At 43.5% G+C, this 16,046-nt stretch carries 17 protein-coding genes; 2 read left to right on the top strand and 15 right to left on the bottom strand.

Annotated elements, in window-relative coordinates:
- Nucleotides 1-42 precede the first annotated feature (42 nt).
- Complete coding sequence (locus tag DWZ33_RS12685) at nt 43-1,104, top strand: helix-turn-helix domain-containing protein (RefSeq protein ID WP_118455068.1); 1,062 nt, start codon at nt 43-45, stop codon at nt 1,102-1,104.
- A 137-nt stretch (nt 1,105-1,241) separates the two neighbouring features.
- Here the strand turns inward: DWZ33_RS12685 and DWZ33_RS12680 are convergent, their stop codons facing one another.
- Both DWZ33_RS12680 and pap read right to left on the bottom strand, forming a co-directional pair.
- The gene (locus DWZ33_RS12680; RefSeq protein ID WP_220452439.1) at nt 1,242-1,481 is read right to left on the bottom strand and encodes a PF20097 family protein; all 240 of its coding nucleotides are present in this window, start codon (nt 1,479-1,481) and stop codon (nt 1,242-1,244) included.
- Nucleotides 1,482-1,508: 27 nt separating this feature from the next.
- The gene (pap, locus tag DWZ33_RS12675) at nt 1,509-2,972 is read right to left on the bottom strand and encodes a polyphosphate:AMP phosphotransferase (RefSeq protein WP_220452438.1); all 1,464 of its coding nucleotides are present in this window, start codon (nt 2,970-2,972) and stop codon (nt 1,509-1,511) included.
- A gap of 83 nt (nt 2,973-3,055) precedes the next feature.
- Here pap and DWZ33_RS12670 point away from each other — a divergent pair, with 83 nt between their 5' ends.
- Nucleotides 3,056-3,373: a TfoX/Sxy family protein gene (locus DWZ33_RS12670; RefSeq protein ID WP_118455066.1), complete on the top strand. Its 318-nt coding sequence runs from the start codon at nt 3,056-3,058 to the stop codon at nt 3,371-3,373.
- A gap of 74 nt (nt 3,374-3,447) precedes the next feature.
- Here the strand turns inward: DWZ33_RS12670 and DWZ33_RS12665 are convergent, their stop codons facing one another.
- The 13 genes from DWZ33_RS12665 to DWZ33_RS12605 all read right to left on the bottom strand — a co-directional run bounded on the left by DWZ33_RS12665 (nt 3,448) and on the right by DWZ33_RS12605 (nt 15,990).
- Nucleotides 3,448-4,341, bottom strand: a complete 894-nt coding sequence (locus DWZ33_RS12665) for a carbohydrate kinase family protein (RefSeq protein ID WP_118455065.1) — start codon at nt 4,339-4,341, stop codon at nt 3,448-3,450.
- A gap of 65 nt (nt 4,342-4,406) precedes the next feature.
- Entirely contained in the window at nt 4,407-5,252 is an 846-nt protein-coding gene (locus DWZ33_RS12660) for an aldose epimerase family protein (protein ID WP_147352892.1), read from the bottom strand.
- Entirely contained in the window at nt 5,234-5,695 is a 462-nt protein-coding gene (locus DWZ33_RS12655) for a PTS sugar transporter subunit IIA (protein ID WP_022936558.1), read from the bottom strand. Before DWZ33_RS12655 ends, DWZ33_RS12660 begins: the two co-directional genes overlap by 19 nt.
- Nucleotides 5,696-5,713: 18 nt before the next feature.
- Nucleotides 5,714-7,654: a BglG family transcription antiterminator gene (locus DWZ33_RS12650; protein WP_118455063.1), complete on the bottom strand. Its 1,941-nt coding sequence runs from the start codon at nt 7,652-7,654 to the stop codon at nt 5,714-5,716.
- A 47-nt stretch (nt 7,655-7,701) separates the two neighbouring features.
- Nucleotides 7,702-8,562, bottom strand: coding sequence for a ketose-bisphosphate aldolase (locus DWZ33_RS12645; protein WP_118455062.1), 861 nt, complete (start codon nt 8,560-8,562; stop codon nt 7,702-7,704).
- A gap of 21 nt (nt 8,563-8,583) precedes the next feature.
- Nucleotides 8,584-9,681 carry a PTS fructose transporter subunit IIC gene (locus DWZ33_RS12640; protein WP_022936555.1) on the bottom strand — a complete coding sequence of 366 codons (1,098 nt, stop codon included), beginning with the start codon at nt 9,679-9,681 and terminating at the stop codon, nt 8,584-8,586.
- Between the two features lie 14 nt (nt 9,682-9,695).
- Nucleotides 9,696-10,007 carry a PTS fructose transporter subunit IIB gene (locus DWZ33_RS12635; RefSeq protein ID WP_022936554.1) on the bottom strand — a complete coding sequence of 104 codons (312 nt, stop codon included), beginning with the start codon at nt 10,005-10,007 and terminating at the stop codon, nt 9,696-9,698.
- Entirely contained in the window at nt 10,004-11,104 is a 1,101-nt protein-coding gene (locus DWZ33_RS12630) for a class I mannose-6-phosphate isomerase (RefSeq protein ID WP_118455061.1), read from the bottom strand. Before DWZ33_RS12630 ends, DWZ33_RS12635 begins: the two co-directional genes overlap by 4 nt.
- Nucleotides 11,101-12,552 carry a lactate racemase domain-containing protein gene (locus DWZ33_RS12625; RefSeq protein WP_118455060.1) on the bottom strand — a complete coding sequence of 484 codons (1,452 nt, stop codon included), beginning with the start codon at nt 12,550-12,552 and terminating at the stop codon, nt 11,101-11,103. The genes DWZ33_RS12630 and DWZ33_RS12625 overlap by 4 nt, the downstream gene beginning before the upstream one ends.
- 21 nt (nt 12,553-12,573) lie before the next feature.
- Nucleotides 12,574-13,410, bottom strand: coding sequence for a triose-phosphate isomerase (locus tag DWZ33_RS12620; RefSeq protein ID WP_118455059.1), 837 nt, complete (start codon nt 13,408-13,410; stop codon nt 12,574-12,576).
- Nucleotides 13,407-14,336, bottom strand: coding sequence for a transketolase family protein (locus DWZ33_RS12615; protein WP_022936550.1), 930 nt, complete (start codon nt 14,334-14,336; stop codon nt 13,407-13,409). Before DWZ33_RS12615 ends, DWZ33_RS12620 begins: the two co-directional genes overlap by 4 nt.
- Nucleotides 14,329-15,159, bottom strand: coding sequence for a transketolase (locus DWZ33_RS12610; protein WP_220452437.1), 831 nt, complete (start codon nt 15,157-15,159; stop codon nt 14,329-14,331). The genes DWZ33_RS12615 and DWZ33_RS12610 overlap by 8 nt, the downstream gene beginning before the upstream one ends.
- Nucleotides 15,160-15,468: 309 nt before the next feature.
- A complete protein-coding gene (locus DWZ33_RS12605; protein WP_118455058.1) occupies nt 15,469-15,990 on the bottom strand; it encodes a dihydrofolate reductase family protein in 522 nt (173 codons plus the stop codon).
- Nucleotides 15,991-16,046: the final 56 nt, after the last annotated feature.

Raw genomic sequence — 16,046 nt, 5'->3', positions numbered from 1 at the left:
GCGATTAAACATCGATTATAATGAGGATAGAAGGAGAATGTTATGACACAATTAAAACTAAGAATTGCGGAAAACCGCCGCAAGCTGGGTCTGACACAGGAACAGTTAGCCAATCAGCTGGGAATATCGGCAGGGGCGGTAAGCAAATGGGAAAATGGCAGCACGGCTCCGGATATCAGCTTACTGCCGCCATTAGCCAGAGCCCTTCATATTACTTTAGATGAACTGTTTGATTTTCAAATTCAGCTGACTCCCCAAGCAATTAAGGACATAAAGGATGAAGTCAGAACTTGTATGCTTCAGGAAAGCTATGCGGATGGCCTCCGCCTGCTGAATCACTATTTGCGCCAATACCCTGCCAACGGCAGCTTGCTGCTTAGTGCGGGAACGCTGATTATGATGTACGCACCACTTGCCGAAAATGCTGATGAGGCCTTTATCAATGAGCAATATCAAAAAGCGGCCAGCTATTTACAAGCTGTCATTGACCAGCAAGATCCTAAACTTACAAACAGCGCTATGTTTTCCAAAGCCTACTGTCTGTTAAGTCTGCAGGCATATGAGGAATGTGAAAAGCTGTTAAAAAGCTTGCAGGAACAAACTATTGACGCTTCCGCCATCATTTTAAGCCTTTATGAGAAACAGGAACGTTTTGAAGAGGCTAGGCATGCATGTCAGGGGCTGCTGCTGCAAGAAATAAACAAATGTATCAGTACCCTTTCAGTGCTTGCCCGGCTCAGCGAGGATAAGGAACAAATGCCGCTGCTTGTGTTGTCCAGTCAGCTGGAGGAGCTGTTTCAAATCCCGCAAGGCAGCAGTCAGCTATTACTTTGTCACTACTGTCTCAGCAAACAAAATTACTCAGAAGCTGCCCATTACTTTAAGACCTATATAGAAAGAACATGCATCAGCAGCTACAATTACGATAAGCATCCAATCTTTAAAGGCATCCGCTTAGAGGTGAATGAAGAAAATCAGCGCTCAGTAAGAAAACACCTGCTGGAATCATTACTAAAAGATGAGAAATATGAAGTCATGAGCGGCTATTCTGATTATGATGAAGCCATTCAGCTGATTAAAACCGCCATTGATAATAATGTGTGAGTAAGAATTGATTATGACAGCTTTAACATCTTATAACGTAAAACCGGCAAATATAAAAGAGGTGAGCCTTCACCCCTTTTAATCGTTATAATCTTGATAAGTAAAATCATTGCATCATTCAAACCAATTTCATTCAATCATTCTTTAGTTGGCGCAATCACCAATTTACATGTCGGACAGTAATTAGCCTCTGCGATATATCCATTCGCTTTTAACGGCTTAAATTGATTCAATAAAGGAATGCCATGATCAGCTACTGTAAAATTAAATATTGATGGCTTTTCATCATTGGGAATCCATTGAACCGGCTGTCCGCCATTAGGGATAAACCCAGACTGCATTTCATTTTGACAATACGGACATTTCATTATACTCATACCTCCTGCCTCTGTTTTCTAAAAGCTTCACCCTTTTTGATTAAGCCGATTTTCAATCGCTTCGATGACCAAATGAATTGTTTTTAAGCGGGCATATTCCTTAGAATTGGATTCAATAATCATCCATGGGGCAAAGGTTGTCGAGGTCAGTCTCAGCATTTCATTAACTGCCGGTTCATATTGATCCCATTTTTCACGGTTCCGCCAGTCTTCATCGGTGATCTTCCACTGCTTCTCTGGTGTATTCTGCCGTTCTTCAAAACGTTTCAGCTGCTCATCCTTATCAATTTGCAGCCAGAACTTTAAAATAATAGCTCCCCAGCGGCTCAGATCCTGTTCAAATTCATTAATTTCATTATAAGCCCGCCGCCACTGCTGTTCATTACAAAAGCCCTCAATCCGCTCAACCATAACCCGGCCGTACCATGTACGATCAAAAACAGCAATATGTCCGCTCTTGGGCAGATGCCGCCAAAAACGCCAGAGATAGTGATGGCTTGCTTCATAAGCATTAGGGGCTGAGGTGGGATTCACATTATAACCACGCGGATCAAAGCAGGCAGCTAACCGTTTAATATTGCCGCCCTTACCTGCCGCATCCCATCCCTCATAGCATAATATCAACGGTATCTTTTTTAAATATAATTCATTCGACAACACGCGCAGTTTTTTCTGGGCTTTTTTTAATTCTTCTTTATAAGTCTCATCATCGATCGTTAAAGATAAATCAACGTCCTGCAGCAACGGCATACTCAGCAGCGGCATTTTCATCTGATCAGCCCGAATGCCGTCATGCTGAAGATTTTCCTTCATTTTTGTTTCAATAGTCTCTACACAGCATTCCAGAATCTTATAATAGGCTTCATCCTTATCACAAGCATCAATCAAATGCCATGGTGCATGGTCAGTTTCTGTTTTCTCAATCATCTCATCAAAAGCCTTCGCATATTCATCATAATGCTCATTGCGGTAAATATCCAAATCCGTTACCCGCCAAGCGGTTGTCTTATCGGCAAGCAGTTTTTCAAATCGTTTGGCCTGCTCCTTCTTTGAGATATTCAAGAAGAATTTCAAGAGCACAGCACCATCATCACAAAGCTGACGCTCAAAGCGCAGAACACTTTCCAGCTGTTCCTTAAAGCACTTATGCTTCTTTTCACGGTCTACGCGGAAAACCGAGATTTCCTGATTCCAGCTGCGGTCAAAAATCGTAATTTCACCCTTTGCCGGCAGTTTCAGCCAATAACGATATAAGAATGGATAACGCTTTTCAGCCGCGTCCGCTTCATCCATCGCACATACTTCAAAACCGCGCGGATCAAGGTTTAAGATCATTTTCCCAATCAATGTACCCTTGCCGCTGGCACCCCAGCCATCAAATGTTATAATTACCGGTACCTTTGCGGTTTTTAATTGCTGCTGAAGCATTGCAAAACGGCTTTCCAATTCTTTAATACTCCGCTTCATGCTTTTCTTTTCTGATTTTTCCATAAGCACCACCTTTGTTTTTAGTATACCACTAAATGATGAACTAAAGTATAATAGAAGCATCACCAAGAAATGAGGAAATCATAATGTCAACAAGTAAAGATATGCTAGCCTATATCCTTGATCAGTTAAGTCTTTTAGAGGAGCTGCGCACCCGGGGGATGATGGGTGAATATGTTGTTTATTATCGGGATAAAGTTATCGGGCTGATCTGTGATGGTCAGCTGTTTATCAAGGAAACAAAGGCAGGCAAAGCTTTGCTTGATCCGGTGGTTGAAGATTTTCCCTATGCCGGCGCCAAGAAAATGTTTGTTGCCGATATTGAAAATAAAGAACTGTTAAGAGATATTATCGAAGCCTCTTATCCTGAGCTGCTGCTGCCTAAACCTAAAAAAAAGAAATAACTGAACATAATAAAACGCTGCATCAATAATGACACAGCGTACTAAAGCTTTCGCTATTGGAGAGCTTTTTTATTTTATGATTGTCTGAACTTTGCCATAACTTCATCGTATGAAGGAATGGAAGTTTGTGAGCCTTTGCGAGTTACTGATATACTGGCGGTAAGACTGGCAATTTTCAGTGCATCAAGCATTGAAGCTTGCTGATCCACACACCATGCGAAGGCTCCGTGAAAAATATCGCCTGCTCCGCAGGAATCAACGGCCTTAACTGGATAGGCAGGGAAAATTTCCGGCTGATCACCTATTTTATAAATTGCCCCCCGATCACCAATTGTTATAATTAACTGCCGATGATTCAGCTCGCGGATCGTTTCAAACTGCTGATTCAATGTAGTCCTATCATGCAGCGCTAAAGCTTCGCCTAAATAATCTGACGCGAACTCCTCACTGCAGATAATAAAGTCAGCCGCTTTCGCAGCCTGAATGGTATTTTCATTGCAGATATCAGCGTCTACAATCAGCTGTGCGTCAACATAATATTTCTGCGCTTTCAAAGTCAGCGCCGGCAAGTGACCATCGGATAAAATCACTTTAATGGGCAGCGGCTGAAAGGTGAAATCATTCAAGGTTTGATGGCACGGATAATTCAATACTGTACGGCTGCCATTAACATTACAGCTGACAATATAGGAATGCGCGGTACTAAAGCGTTCATCTACACAGCCCAGCAGTTTCAATTTGGATTGTTTTGCAATTGCTTCAATATGCCTGCCATTTTCATCAGTTCCAATCCGGCTGAGCAAATAAGCGTCAGCCTGCCAAAGCGCGCATAAACAGGCCGCATTAAAAGCCGGGCCACCACCGGATAAGGTAGTGCCTGTGCAGCTGTATTTACGATTCTCCATTAAGGGCTGATCAATTTCAATGGTTGTATCGATACAGGCGACACCAATAGCTAGTACACCCATGTCATCACCTCATTTGCTTTTAGTTTACCATACTTCTGTTTGATTTTCACAATCAATGACAGCATTTATGTATCCTGTCTATCACTTATCTTGATTTCAAGCACAGCCTTGCATGTTTCACCAGGCTGTACATTGAATCGATTCCGATGTTCATTAATGGCGTTAACCGTACCGCTCAATGGCTCGATAACCATAAAACGATGAGGATCACCGCTCCAAATCAAGGTATTCACAAAGCCTTCAAGGCTATTAAAAGTCAGCCGCAGGCCATTAGGCAGGATACAGCTCAATTCACGCAGCTGCCCGCACAGATAGCCGCTTTTACAAACCTGATCAAAATCAAGATCCTCATTGGTCAGCATTCTGCCATCCATAAATTTACCAGTAAAAATGGTCCTATTTAAATCAGGATTCAAAAAGAAAGGATGCAGACCCAAATCACACGGCATGACACGCTCTGATTCATTTCTGGCAGTCAGCTCATATCGCAGCCGATTCTCATCTAAAGAGAGCTTCGATTGAAGACAAAAGTCGAAAGGGTAGGTTTCCTTTGTCTTTTGAGTAGCATGTGTACTCAGCGTGATCGATGAATCAGCAAACGCACATATTTCCCAGACTAATGAATGAGCGATACCATGAATGCCGCTTTGATAGCATTCATCACCTAGATGCAGCAAGCCCTCTTGATTATTCCCTGAATAAGGAAACAGGATTGGACAGCCGCAGGTCGGCCGCTCGTCCGAAGCATAATTCTCAGGCTTGATCAATATTAATTCCTGTCCCTTAAACATCAATGATTTAAAAATATTGCCGCGGTCAAGCGCCAGCTGCAGCTTTAAAATTCCGTTGTCTAATTCAGCCAGCCTTGACACTCCATCATGAATCAAAGCGCTCATATTTTTTCTCCGCACAGATAGGCCACCATTTCCTCACTGCTGTCTACCCTGCGGATCTTTGCAAGCAGTTCATCATCGGCAAGCTTTGCCGCTACCTTAGATAAAAGCAGCATATGATTACGTTCAAAATTTTTATCACTGCTCACACAAAACAGGAAAACTGTATCAACATCCTTTTCATCCAGCGTCTCCCATTCAATTGGATGACTCAGTGTAGCAATGGCGATACCCGGCTGCTTTGCACTTGCACTTTTGCCATGCGGAATCGCGATACCATTACCGATTCCTGTCACCCCCTGAGCTTCACGCAGGTAGATATCCTTTACAAACGCTTCAACATCATCAATATAACCGCTGTCAAACAGCAGCTTTGACATCTTATTCAGGACATCATCTTTATCCCTGCCCTCAAGACCAATGCGGATAATCCGCTTATCTAAAACATCTTTTAATTCCATAATCCACCTCTGCACCTTTTATTGAACCAAATATTTGTACAGCTCATCCTCAGGCAGGCTGCGCAGATATTTCAGTTTCTCATCTGTTTCTATTAATTCTAAAAAGCCTTTATAAAATAATTGAACTCGTTTTGAATCCTCATGACTGCTGATTCGAAATACCAATAAAAATACTGTATCAACTTCATTCTCCATATCCCATTGAATAGCCTCATCCAAAATCGCAATCGCTACCTTTGATTCATTAACTAAGCCTGAATTACCATGCGGAATAGCCACACTGTTGCCGATATAGGTTGATACAGTTTTCTCCCGTTTTAAGATTGACGCATGATATTTACTGCTGACATAACCAAGACTGACTAAATGCTTGGAAAGCAGACTCAGCAGCGCTTCCTTATCCTTCACCTTAAGATGGGTAAAAATAAGCTTTGGATCAAATAATGTATGGCATGATACATCAAATTTCTTCTTCGTCTCTAACTGTCGGCTTTTCAGCATTTCAATCTTTTGCTTAATCAAGCCAATTCCATTATCACTCAGCAGGGAGCTGAGCTGAATAACCTTATCACTGCTGATTTTTAAACTGGAGGTCGTAACAATCAAATCATACTGATCCAGCATTTTCACATTAAAATCATGCAGTGAAATAATCGCGATTTTCTCAACCTTAGGCACTGAAATCTTAATTTTATTACAGAACAGCTGATTCAATCCCATGCCAAGCTCAGTAACCAGTGCCATTTTTATCGGCTGTGACATACGGTCTAATGAAGATTGAATATACAGCGTAATGTAGCTTAGTTCCGTAGAGGATATATTGATTCCATAATATTCCTCAAACAAGATCGACAAAGCCCATGAAACTCTGTACGTCTGCTTATATTCCTCTTTGATAAAATTTGTTAAAGTCTGTGTACTGTGCTTTTCAAAACGCATTCTGAAAATAGCCGGCCGAATATGATTTAAAAGCCCGTAGTATAACTCTTTATCTTGTGTCAGATCAACATTTATCACATCGCTGACGACAGATATAATACGGGTTATAAACGTTTTCAGCTTTTCATCATATTTGTAAGCATTGTTCTCCTCGAAATTTTCACTGTGAATCAAATAAGAACATAACAGCTGAACCGCGAAGAAGATGATCTCATCCTCGCCAATCTCTACGCTGAACTTTTCCTCAATCATCTTAAACAGACTTTTTGACCAGCTGTATTCGTTGTACTTTAATACCGTCTTACGCTCAGTATCAGAAATAGTCAGTACCGTGTGCGAAAAGCGGCTGATTGCCAATGCCGCATAGACAAGCATGGAGTGAAAAGATTCCTCAGTAAATTTAAAATTCCATTCACTTTCAATGGCAAAGATACATTGCTTAAGCAATTCTAAATCTATACCCTGGGCAAAGATACGGATACTTTCATCAATACTATATAAATCATTATTGATAACTATATGTTTTATTGCCAGTCGTATGCTTTCTTCACTGCCCTTTAAGGTTATGCCGACATTTTTCTTGATTGACAAATGAAGTTCAAATAAGCTCAGCCATTCCTCACAGACCGTCAGATTTTTTCTGACCACAGGGATGGAATCATAAACCCGCTCGCTTAGTTCATTCAAGGTGATTTTGTTGTTTTTCCCAGATAGGATTAGTATCAGATATTTATAAATCTGCCGCTCACCGGTCATGATGTTCTTTAATTCATAATTAGCGAAAAGTTTATTGATTGCCGCTCTGTCTTCCACCACCAGATGCAGGCCCCTGCGCGGGGATTTATCAATATAGCCATATCCCGTTTCCTTCAGTGCATCATTGAGTATATCAATCTTTCTGCGGATCGTGCTTTCACTGGTATCCAAAATCGCAGCGATTCTGGATACGGAAATGGTTTCATTTTCACAAAGCAGCAGTAAAAGATTGTGCATTAAAGCGTTTTGTTTCACTGACTTCATTGTTCAACTCCTAATCAGGCAAGGCATTAAGCCTTGCCTCTCTGTGTTTAATAATAAGTGGCCTTGCCGCTGCTGCCAAACAGTTCCATTTTTTCCTGAACCGTCTTGCGTACTTCTAAAATAGATGGATTAAAAACCTGCGGCGGCATGAAATTGCCGGTTTCAGTATAAATCTCATTCACTTTTTTAAAGAATACCTGCTTGATGTCACTGGAAATGTTTACCTTTTGGATGCCGATCTGACAAGCCTTGGCAATTTCATCATCAGGATTATCACTGCCGCCATGCAGCACCAGCGGTACGGTTGCTACCTTGTTGATTTCCGTTAATAATTCTAACTGAAGCTTAGGACGGAAACCCTTTGGATAGATGCCGTGGGCTGTCCCGATAGCGATGGCCAGCGCGTCACAGCCGGTTGCTTCCACAAAATCTACAACCTCTTCCGCTTTAGTGTAAGTGATGTTTTCAACACCGCCCTCATCGGAATTACTCATCGAGCCAATCGTACCGATTTCAGCTTCCACGGAAACATTAAAACGATGGGCAAATTCAACGATTTGACGGGTTTGATTAATATTTTCAGCCAAGGGCAGCAAGGATCCGTCAAACATCACCGAGGTAAAGCCCGCTTGGATTGCGGCGGCACATTCCTCAATCGATTTTCCATGATCCAAATGTAAGGCAAAAGGAACCTTACTCGCTTTTAAGCGCTCTGTGACATAACGGAAAAAGTAAGGGGTGGCATACTTGAATTCACCTGGAGCAAATTGGAGAATGGCTGGTGTATTGGATGCTTCAGCCTGTTCCACCACGGCTCTTACGAGTGCCAGATCCGAGGTGTTAAAAGCACCGATGGCAAAATGATTCTCTTTAGCGACACTTAGTATTCCTTTTAAATTAAGCAACATAATTGGGTACCTGCTTTCTTCTTACATGATTTCAATTTCAATGTTGTCGAGATCTTCATCGGATAACTCTTTACCCAATTCAACCTCTTGTTTTTCATCCTCATCAGTCACCTTTTTCTTAATGAGTGCCAATACGATACCCGTCACAGCCGAGCCGATGGCCAGACAGATCAATCCCTGCATCGGTGATGTAAAGAATGGGAAGGCTATAAAGCCGCCGTTTAACAGTTCTGAGGAATTACCCCATACCATGGATAAACCACCAGCTACAAAGGAGCCGCAGACACAGGCAAATACAACTCTTGCTAAGTCGCGGGCAGCGATCGGAATAACACCCTCAGAGATCATGAAGCAGCCCATCGGTACAGCTGCCTTTAATGTTTCCTTTTCAGCGCGGGTGAATTTATTTCTTGCCAGCAGACAGGCAATTGCGATGCCGAACGGCTGTATCATTGAGGCGATGATTTGTACTGTTTTAGCATCTCTGATTCCCTCGGCATATAAGGCATTCACAAAGGCTGTCGCCGTCTTGTTGACCGGCCCGCCAAAGTCAAAGGTAGCCATCGCGCCGAGTACGCCGCCGTAAATAAATTTAGAGCCTGAAGATAATGACTGCAGGAAGCCTGTCAGCTGTGCCATGAGCCAAATGATCGGTCCCTGAATGACCGCGTACATCAATAAGCCGGATATTGCAGTTGCGAGAAACGGGATGACCAGCATGCCTTTTAAGGATTCAATTACCTTTGGCAGATGAATATATTTCTTGCATAGATTTACAACGATACCCACTAAGATACCGCCGACCATACCGCCGATAAAACCAGTATTGATATTCTGAGCAACCCAGCCGATGATAAAGCCAGGTGCCAGTGCCGGCTTGCTGCCCATGGAAAAAGCAATGTAGGCGCAAAGCATCGGTACCATCAGCTGCATACCTAAGGAACCAGTTTGATAGAGCCAATAGCCAATACCGCTGTCACCGAGATTGGCGACTGATGAACCGGCCATCGCACGGCCGATCGCCATTGTAAGACCAGCACCGACAACTAATGGAATAAAATAGGAAATACCTGTGAGAATATGCTGTTTCAATTCCTTAATGTTGATAATGTCATTCATATGTTTCCATCTCCTTATTTTTGGATTACTTTCTCAACCTTCTGAATTAAACCAATCGGATTCTTAACAACGGTTGAAGTATCAACCTTAATCACTTTTTTCCCCGTAAAGCGATCCATCTTATCAATGGCAACATCAATTGCCAAAATGACTACATCAGCATCCTGGATATCCTTGGGATCAAGTTCATCCTCAATGCCAATACTTCCCTGTGTCTCACAGGAAATCGTGTGACCGCGCAGCTCAGCACTTTTAATCAGCTTTTCTTTCGCGATGTAAGTGTGAGCGATGCCGGTCGTACATGCGGCTACGGCTACAATTTTCATTTTCCTACCTCCTCGTTAATGGTTGGAATGCCAATGGTGAGCTTGCCTTCACCAACTACGCGTACGCCTTTGCAGGCTGCCGGAATTAAAGCGGCGTGACCTTGGATCAGGGGTATTGAATGATCTGACCAGCATAGCTTCACATCGCCTTCAACCGCACACAGCACCCGGTGTCCGTCAAACTCAGGCATTGGATATTCGCCGGTGATCGTCACCAGCTGTACGCTGAATGAATCGTTCTGTTCAGGTTCGATCAGAGCGCTCAGCGTGTACTGCTCATTTTGTTCAAGACAGCGCTCCTTCATCAGTGAGCGTTCAAGAATTTGGGCATCATCATAGGTTGTATAATCAAACATATCGAAACAGGCATCCGCGCCAAGACCATAGAACATTTCCTCGTCGCTGATAATCATGCCGTTGATGCTGCGTTCGACACGGATCGTCACATCATTGCATTCATGATATTCAAGAAACAGACAGCCCGGCCCGACACAATGCGGCATACCGGCTGGGATTAAAATCATCTGTCCCTGCTTGACAGGAATCTGATGCAGACAGTCAACCATCGCGTCAATATCCTGTTTTTCATAAAGCTGGCGCCAGAGCGCTTTTGTCACATGCGGTTTAAAGCCGGCATAGACACAGGTTTCTTTACCTTCTACCTCGCGTGTTCCCGCTATGTACCACGCCTCAGTCTTGCCCATCGGCATATGAAAATAACGTTTCGCATCTTCACGGTTAGGATGACACTGCATCACTAAACGCACCGTTGTATCACCGACTCTTGCCAGCATCGTCAGCTGATCAGGGTTGTACTTCTGAAAACGTTCGCCTAAGATTTCATTGGGATAAGCCTTAATTAAATCACTCAGCAAAATACCTCCCTGCTCATCTATCGTTTTGCTGATGGCATAGCCTTTCGGCTGCCCCTTGCTGATTGCACCAATGGAGGTAACCAGCAGCTCCTCACACTGATGTGAATCCTCACAGGGCGGCATTTTACGCCATTCATGCATCAGCTTACCGCCGATATAAAAGCGCGTGATGCGGTTATCCTGAAACAGTAGCGGCATTTGGGTCAGCGCTTGATCAATCATCCTGTATACACCTCATCTTTCATCATTAAATGGACAGCACATTTCTTAAACGTTAAAGGCAGTGCCAGAATATGCGGATGCTCACCGACATATTTTTTCTTTGCGTCAGCCAGTGCTTCCTCAATCGTTGCTCGGGTCTTCATTCCCATGCCTCTTGCATAACCTGGTTCCTGGGCGCCGCAGATGTAGATTGCGGAAGTATTCATTTCCGCGATATGCGCGCATGAGATCATCGAAAAGCCATGGAAGGGATGGAACGCGTTGCAATAACGATATTGTCTGATCCATTCTTCATTTGTCGCGAAATATTCACTGTATCGATTCATATCGACCAGCGTATTCATGCCGTCTTTTTGAAACATTTCATACATCTTACGGTTATACGGCCACAATTCATCATGGAAATAGCCGTTGCATAGCGCTGCGCAGATAATCACACAATGATCTGACATCACCCGTTTTAAACGAATTACCTGCGCTGATATCGCCTGCATCAGCATGATTGGATTTGTTCCCATGCCATCACCGTAATGGAAAAACTGCGGAGCGCCAAAGATCAGCACATCATACTTCTTTTCCGCGAACGGCACATAAGTGCGCTGATCCGCTATTTGCCAGCTAAGCGGCATCATTTCCTTTGCATAGCCGCTGAAGATTGCTATTTGACGGCTGAGTGTATCCAGCACAGCATCGCAGCAGAAGAACTTCTTGCCCATCTTTTCTTCCATATACATACCAATCTGATTAAATTTCTGGCGCATCAGGCTGTGAGAGCTGACCGGTGTAAAGTCATCACGGTGCATAACCTTAGGTACATGATGGGCAGCGATGCAGCGCCAATGAGTAATGCCTGTCGCACAATGCTTGTAGCCGCCGGAATATCCGCCGTAAGGATTGGCTTGGACATGACCGATCAGAATCGCTACATCCGCTTCAAAAACATACTTGTTCATGATTACATGATCACCGGCTTCATCAAAGCCCAAATCGATCAGATGTTCATCATCTTCAGAATCATGATTCATGATCTGATTTGTTGGATTAAATTCATTATATAATGCATCGCCTAAAACACCGCGGATTTCCTGTTCTGTATTCTTACGGTGCAGACCGTTGGAACAAATCAGCAGGATATCTTTTTTCTCAACACCAGCGGCATATAGTTCGTCAAGAATCAGCCGGATGCTTACCTTGCGGTGCGCGGTTGGCTGTTCACCGCCTTTTACGCGGTCAGGAAACACGATCACACACTTGCTTCCCTTATGAGCCAGTTTAGATAATGGCTCCATGCCGATAGGATTGCGGATACTTTTTAACGTCTCCTCAGCAATCTGATCCTCGGGTATACAAGCGGGATCTTTAACTGTAATACCTGGAATAAAAACCTCAGTATCCTCTGGAAGCTCAGCGCTCACAGTGCCCTGTCCATATTCAAAATCAAGCTTCATAATAATGCCTCCCTGCAATAATTATTGCTTCAAATGCTGATGATAACGTTCGATGATGGCCAGAAATTCATCAGGATGAAAACCGAGGTGATCTTGAAAATTAGTCAGGCCTATCAAACCGCCGTCCATGCTTTCAATACCGGCAAGCATCGCTGCGTTGGCCAATTTTACACCGCCGCCATAGATAACCCTTAATTCAGGATCAAAGGTTTTGACAAGCCGGATCACCTTTTCGATATAAGCCTGATCCGCAGGCTGTTTGCCCGGGCCAATACTCCACAGCGGTTCATAACCGATTATGACGTGCTGATGTTCAACGCCTGCCAAGCCGATTGACAGCTGCTGAAGCAATACTTCATCCCACTGCGCAAGCTGCTCTGCCGCTTCACCGATGCAGTAACAGACATCCATGCCCTGTTTTTGAGCCAGCTGAATTTCTTTATTTAATACTTGATTTACGATGATTGGATCATTCACACCTGCCAGCTGATATAAAGTATTCAGATGCCTGCGTTCCTCAAAATGGCCGATCAGGCTGCTTTGCGCACCGATTGCCTTCATCGCGCTGGCGGGTCTTAAACTGGTAAATGCACCGAAATTCCCCTCCTTGCTGACATCCTCATAATGATTGGCTTGACAGCCGATACGGATGTTAGGACTCTCTTTAACTAATTCACAGGCACGGATCAAATAAGCTTCCGGGGGATAAATGGTAAAAGACAGATCTGGATATTTTTTTAATGGTTCAACTAATGGTAAAAGAATCGTATCAATATAGGCTGACGGTTCACACTCTGAAACACCATGATAGGCTTTAGGAATATCAAAACGTTTTAGATTGACAATGATATGTTTCATACTTTCAGCTCCTTTTGAATCGTTTCCGCAATCGCTTCGGGGGTTAAGCGATAAAGCTTGGCAAGATAGTCAGCATTGCCTGAACAGCCAAATTCATCCTGAATGCCAATTCGTAACAGACGGCCTTTACCGCGCTGGGCAATGACTTCCGCAATCGCACTCGATAAGCCGCCGATAACACTGTGATCTTCTACGCCGACAAGCAGACTGCCCTGATCAATGCATTCATTGATCTGTGCTTCATCCAGCGGTTTAATGGTATGCATATCGATAACCGCGGCTTCGATGCCTTTTTCACTTAATAATGACGCTGCCTGCAGGGCGTTTTGGACAAGCTCTCCACATGCAATGATACTGACATCGCCGCCTTTTCTCAGCAGGAAAGATTTGCCAATTTGATAATCTAAAGTATCATCATAGATTTGATCTACTTCCTGACGGCCGAAGCGTATGTAACATGGGCCATTCAATTTCAATGCGGCGGCTAATGCCTTGGCTGTTTCGGCACTGTCGCATGGCGCAAGAACCGTCATGCCGGGAAGTGTACGCATCAGTGAAAGATCTTCAATGCACTGATGGGAAGCACCATCCTCGCCGATCAGCACACCGGCATGAGAACAGACAATTTTCACATTGGCACGCGGATAAGCAATACTGTTGCGAATCTGTTCATAGGCTCGGCCAGCGCCAAACATGGCGAAGGTTGACGCGAATACCGGTACACCGCAGCTTGCGATGCCGGCAGCCGTTGCCATCAGATCCTGTTCCGCAATTCCCATATTGATAAAACGCTGAGGATAAGCATTCGCGAATGCCTTGGTTCCTGTTGCCTTTGATAAATCGGCATCCATCACATAGAACTCATTATCTGCCGCCAGTTGTACCAAGGTCTTCCCATAGGTTATACGATTCGCGCATTTATTCATAAGTACCTCCAACCGCAAGTTCTTTGCATGCTTGTTCATACTGTTCACGATTCGGCGCGCCGCCATGCCAAGCAGCCTGATTTTCCATAAAGGACACACCCTTTCCCTTAACGGTATTTAATACGATGCAGACAGGCTTTATCTGTTCTTCTTTTAAATCTTTAAGCAAGGAGCTTATGGCCTTTACATCATGGCCGTTAATCTCATAGGTCTGCCAATTAAAAGCCTTAAACTTTTCTCCAATCGGTGCGTCATTCATCACTTCACTCACTAAACCGTCAATCTGCAAACCATTCGCATCCACAAACAACACCAGATTATTCAGCTCATAATGCGCGCTGGTCATGGCCGCTTCCCAAATTTGACCTTCCTGAATCTCGCCGTCACCGCATAAGCAATAGATTCGCTGCTTCATTTGACTGCGTTTTGCATAAAGAGCCATTCCGTTTGCGATCGATAAGCCCTGTCCCAGTGAACCAGTTGTAGCATCGACACCGCGGGTCTTAGTCATTGACGGATGCCCCTGAAGTGTATCCCTGCCTTTGCGCAGCTGCTTCAGCGCTTCTGCCTCAAAATAACCGCGAAGGGCTAAAGCCGCATAATAAGCGGGGGCACAATGCCCTTTCGATAAGACAAAACGATCACGCTCAGCCCAATCCGGTTTTAAAGGATCGATTGCCATCACATCAAAATAGAGTACCGAAAGCAGTTCCGCGATTGAAAGTGAACCGCCCGGATGACCGCTTTGCGCCAGATAAATTGATTCCAATGCTAATCTTCTGATCTGTGCCGCTTTTTCATTCAGCATTTTATAGGGTTCCATTTGTTACCATCCTTTTTTGATACTTTTATTATAAATTAAAGCTTGGCAAGGAAAAGTTAACAAAAAGTTTTATTAATGTGTTCAAAACTAATTTATACATTCATTTACGCAAAAAAGCCTTGATGTCAGAGTTATTGGCATCAAAGCTTCTGCATATCATTAACAGATGATTATATTCAGCCGCTGACCTGCTTGTTTTTATCAGCCGAATGTTGATCATGTTTTATTTTACACGTTTTTATTCGGTTCTAACCGAATCGGTGATGATTGAATAAAATAGAATTCATAACTTTTAATTGTTAATCCTCTTTAATGACGTACATAACGAAGGATTACGATTCCTTCTTCATAGATACAATCTTTTAACCTCAATTCAATGGTGAAATTATTACCCAGGAAAAGTGGTTTGCCGCAGCCAAGAATCACCGGAATAATGCCGATGATATATTCATCAATTAAATCTTGTTTGATAAAAGGATCAATTGTTACACCGCCGCCATACAAATATATATTGCGGCCTTTTTGCTTCTCATCAAGCACCTGGCTGCACAGCTCTTTACCTGCTGCATGCAATCCTTCACTTGCAGGTAACGGTTTTGAGGTCGCAATCCAAACCTCTTTATCGTTGAATTCCAGATGCATTCCCTGTTCATAACAGCGCCGTCCCATAACCACCAGATCAATTTCTTTCAGATACTCTTCATGTGACCACTTTGACGCTGATTTAAGCTCATGAGTGCCGTCCCCATGAATCCATTGATAACCGCCATTTTCATCACAGATATAACCATCTAAGCTCATTGCCAAATTTAAGCTGATTTTGCCTTCCATATAATCACTCCTATTCATTATCGATAGTATAACAAAATAAGGTTTCGATATACATG

This window comes from Dielma fastidiosa, from assembly GCF_003475485.1.
In the GTDB taxonomy this organism is placed as follows: domain Bacteria; phylum Bacillota_I; class Bacilli_A; order Erysipelotrichales; family Erysipelotrichaceae; genus Dielma; species Dielma fastidiosa.
The sequence above is the reverse complement of the archived record's forward strand: the minus strand, read 5'-3'. Positions and strand labels throughout refer to the sequence as shown.

Excerpts from the sequence above, each read along its gene's own strand:
- DWZ33_RS12685 (WP_118455068.1), top strand. The coding sequence starts at position 43 with ATGACACAATTAAAACTAAGAATTGCGGAAAACCGCCGCAAGCTGGGT.
- DWZ33_RS12680 (WP_220452439.1), bottom strand. The coding sequence starts at position 1,481 with ATGAGTATAATGAAATGTCCGTATTGTCAAAATGAAATGCAGTCTGGG.
- pap (WP_220452438.1), bottom strand. The coding sequence starts at position 2,972 with ATGGAAAAATCAGAAAAGAAAAGCATGAAGCGGAGTATTAAAGAATTG.
- DWZ33_RS12670 (WP_118455066.1), top strand. The coding sequence starts at position 3,056 with ATGTCAACAAGTAAAGATATGCTAGCCTATATCCTTGATCAGTTAAGT.
- DWZ33_RS12665 (WP_118455065.1), bottom strand. The coding sequence starts at position 4,341 with ATGGGTGTACTAGCTATTGGTGTCGCCTGTATCGATACAACCATTGAA.
- DWZ33_RS12655 (WP_022936558.1), bottom strand. The coding sequence starts at position 5,695 with ATGGAATTAAAAGATGTTTTAGATAAGCGGATTATCCGCATTGGTCTT.
- DWZ33_RS12650 (WP_118455063.1), bottom strand. The coding sequence starts at position 7,654 with ATGAAGTCAGTGAAACAAAACGCTTTAATGCACAATCTTTTACTGCTG.
- DWZ33_RS12645 (WP_118455062.1), bottom strand. The coding sequence starts at position 8,562 with ATGTTGCTTAATTTAAAAGGAATACTAAGTGTCGCTAAAGAGAATCAT.
- DWZ33_RS12640 (WP_022936555.1), bottom strand. The coding sequence starts at position 9,681 with ATGAATGACATTATCAACATTAAGGAATTGAAACAGCATATTCTCACA.
- DWZ33_RS12635 (WP_022936554.1), bottom strand. The coding sequence starts at position 10,007 with ATGAAAATTGTAGCCGTAGCCGCATGTACGACCGGCATCGCTCACACT.
- DWZ33_RS12630 (WP_118455061.1), bottom strand. The coding sequence starts at position 11,104 with ATGATTGATCAAGCGCTGACCCAAATGCCGCTACTGTTTCAGGATAAC.
- DWZ33_RS12625 (WP_118455060.1), bottom strand. The coding sequence starts at position 12,552 with ATGAAGCTTGATTTTGAATATGGACAGGGCACTGTGAGCGCTGAGCTT.
- DWZ33_RS12620 (WP_118455059.1), bottom strand. The coding sequence starts at position 13,410 with ATGAAACATATCATTGTCAATCTAAAACGTTTTGATATTCCTAAAGCC.
- DWZ33_RS12615 (WP_022936550.1), bottom strand. The coding sequence starts at position 14,336 with ATGAATAAATGCGCGAATCGTATAACCTATGGGAAGACCTTGGTACAA.
- DWZ33_RS12610 (WP_220452437.1), bottom strand. The coding sequence starts at position 15,159 with ATGGAACCCTATAAAATGCTGAATGAAAAAGCGGCACAGATCAGAAGA.
- DWZ33_RS12605 (WP_118455058.1), bottom strand. The coding sequence starts at position 15,990 with ATGGAAGGCAAAATCAGCTTAAATTTGGCAATGAGCTTAGATGGTTAT.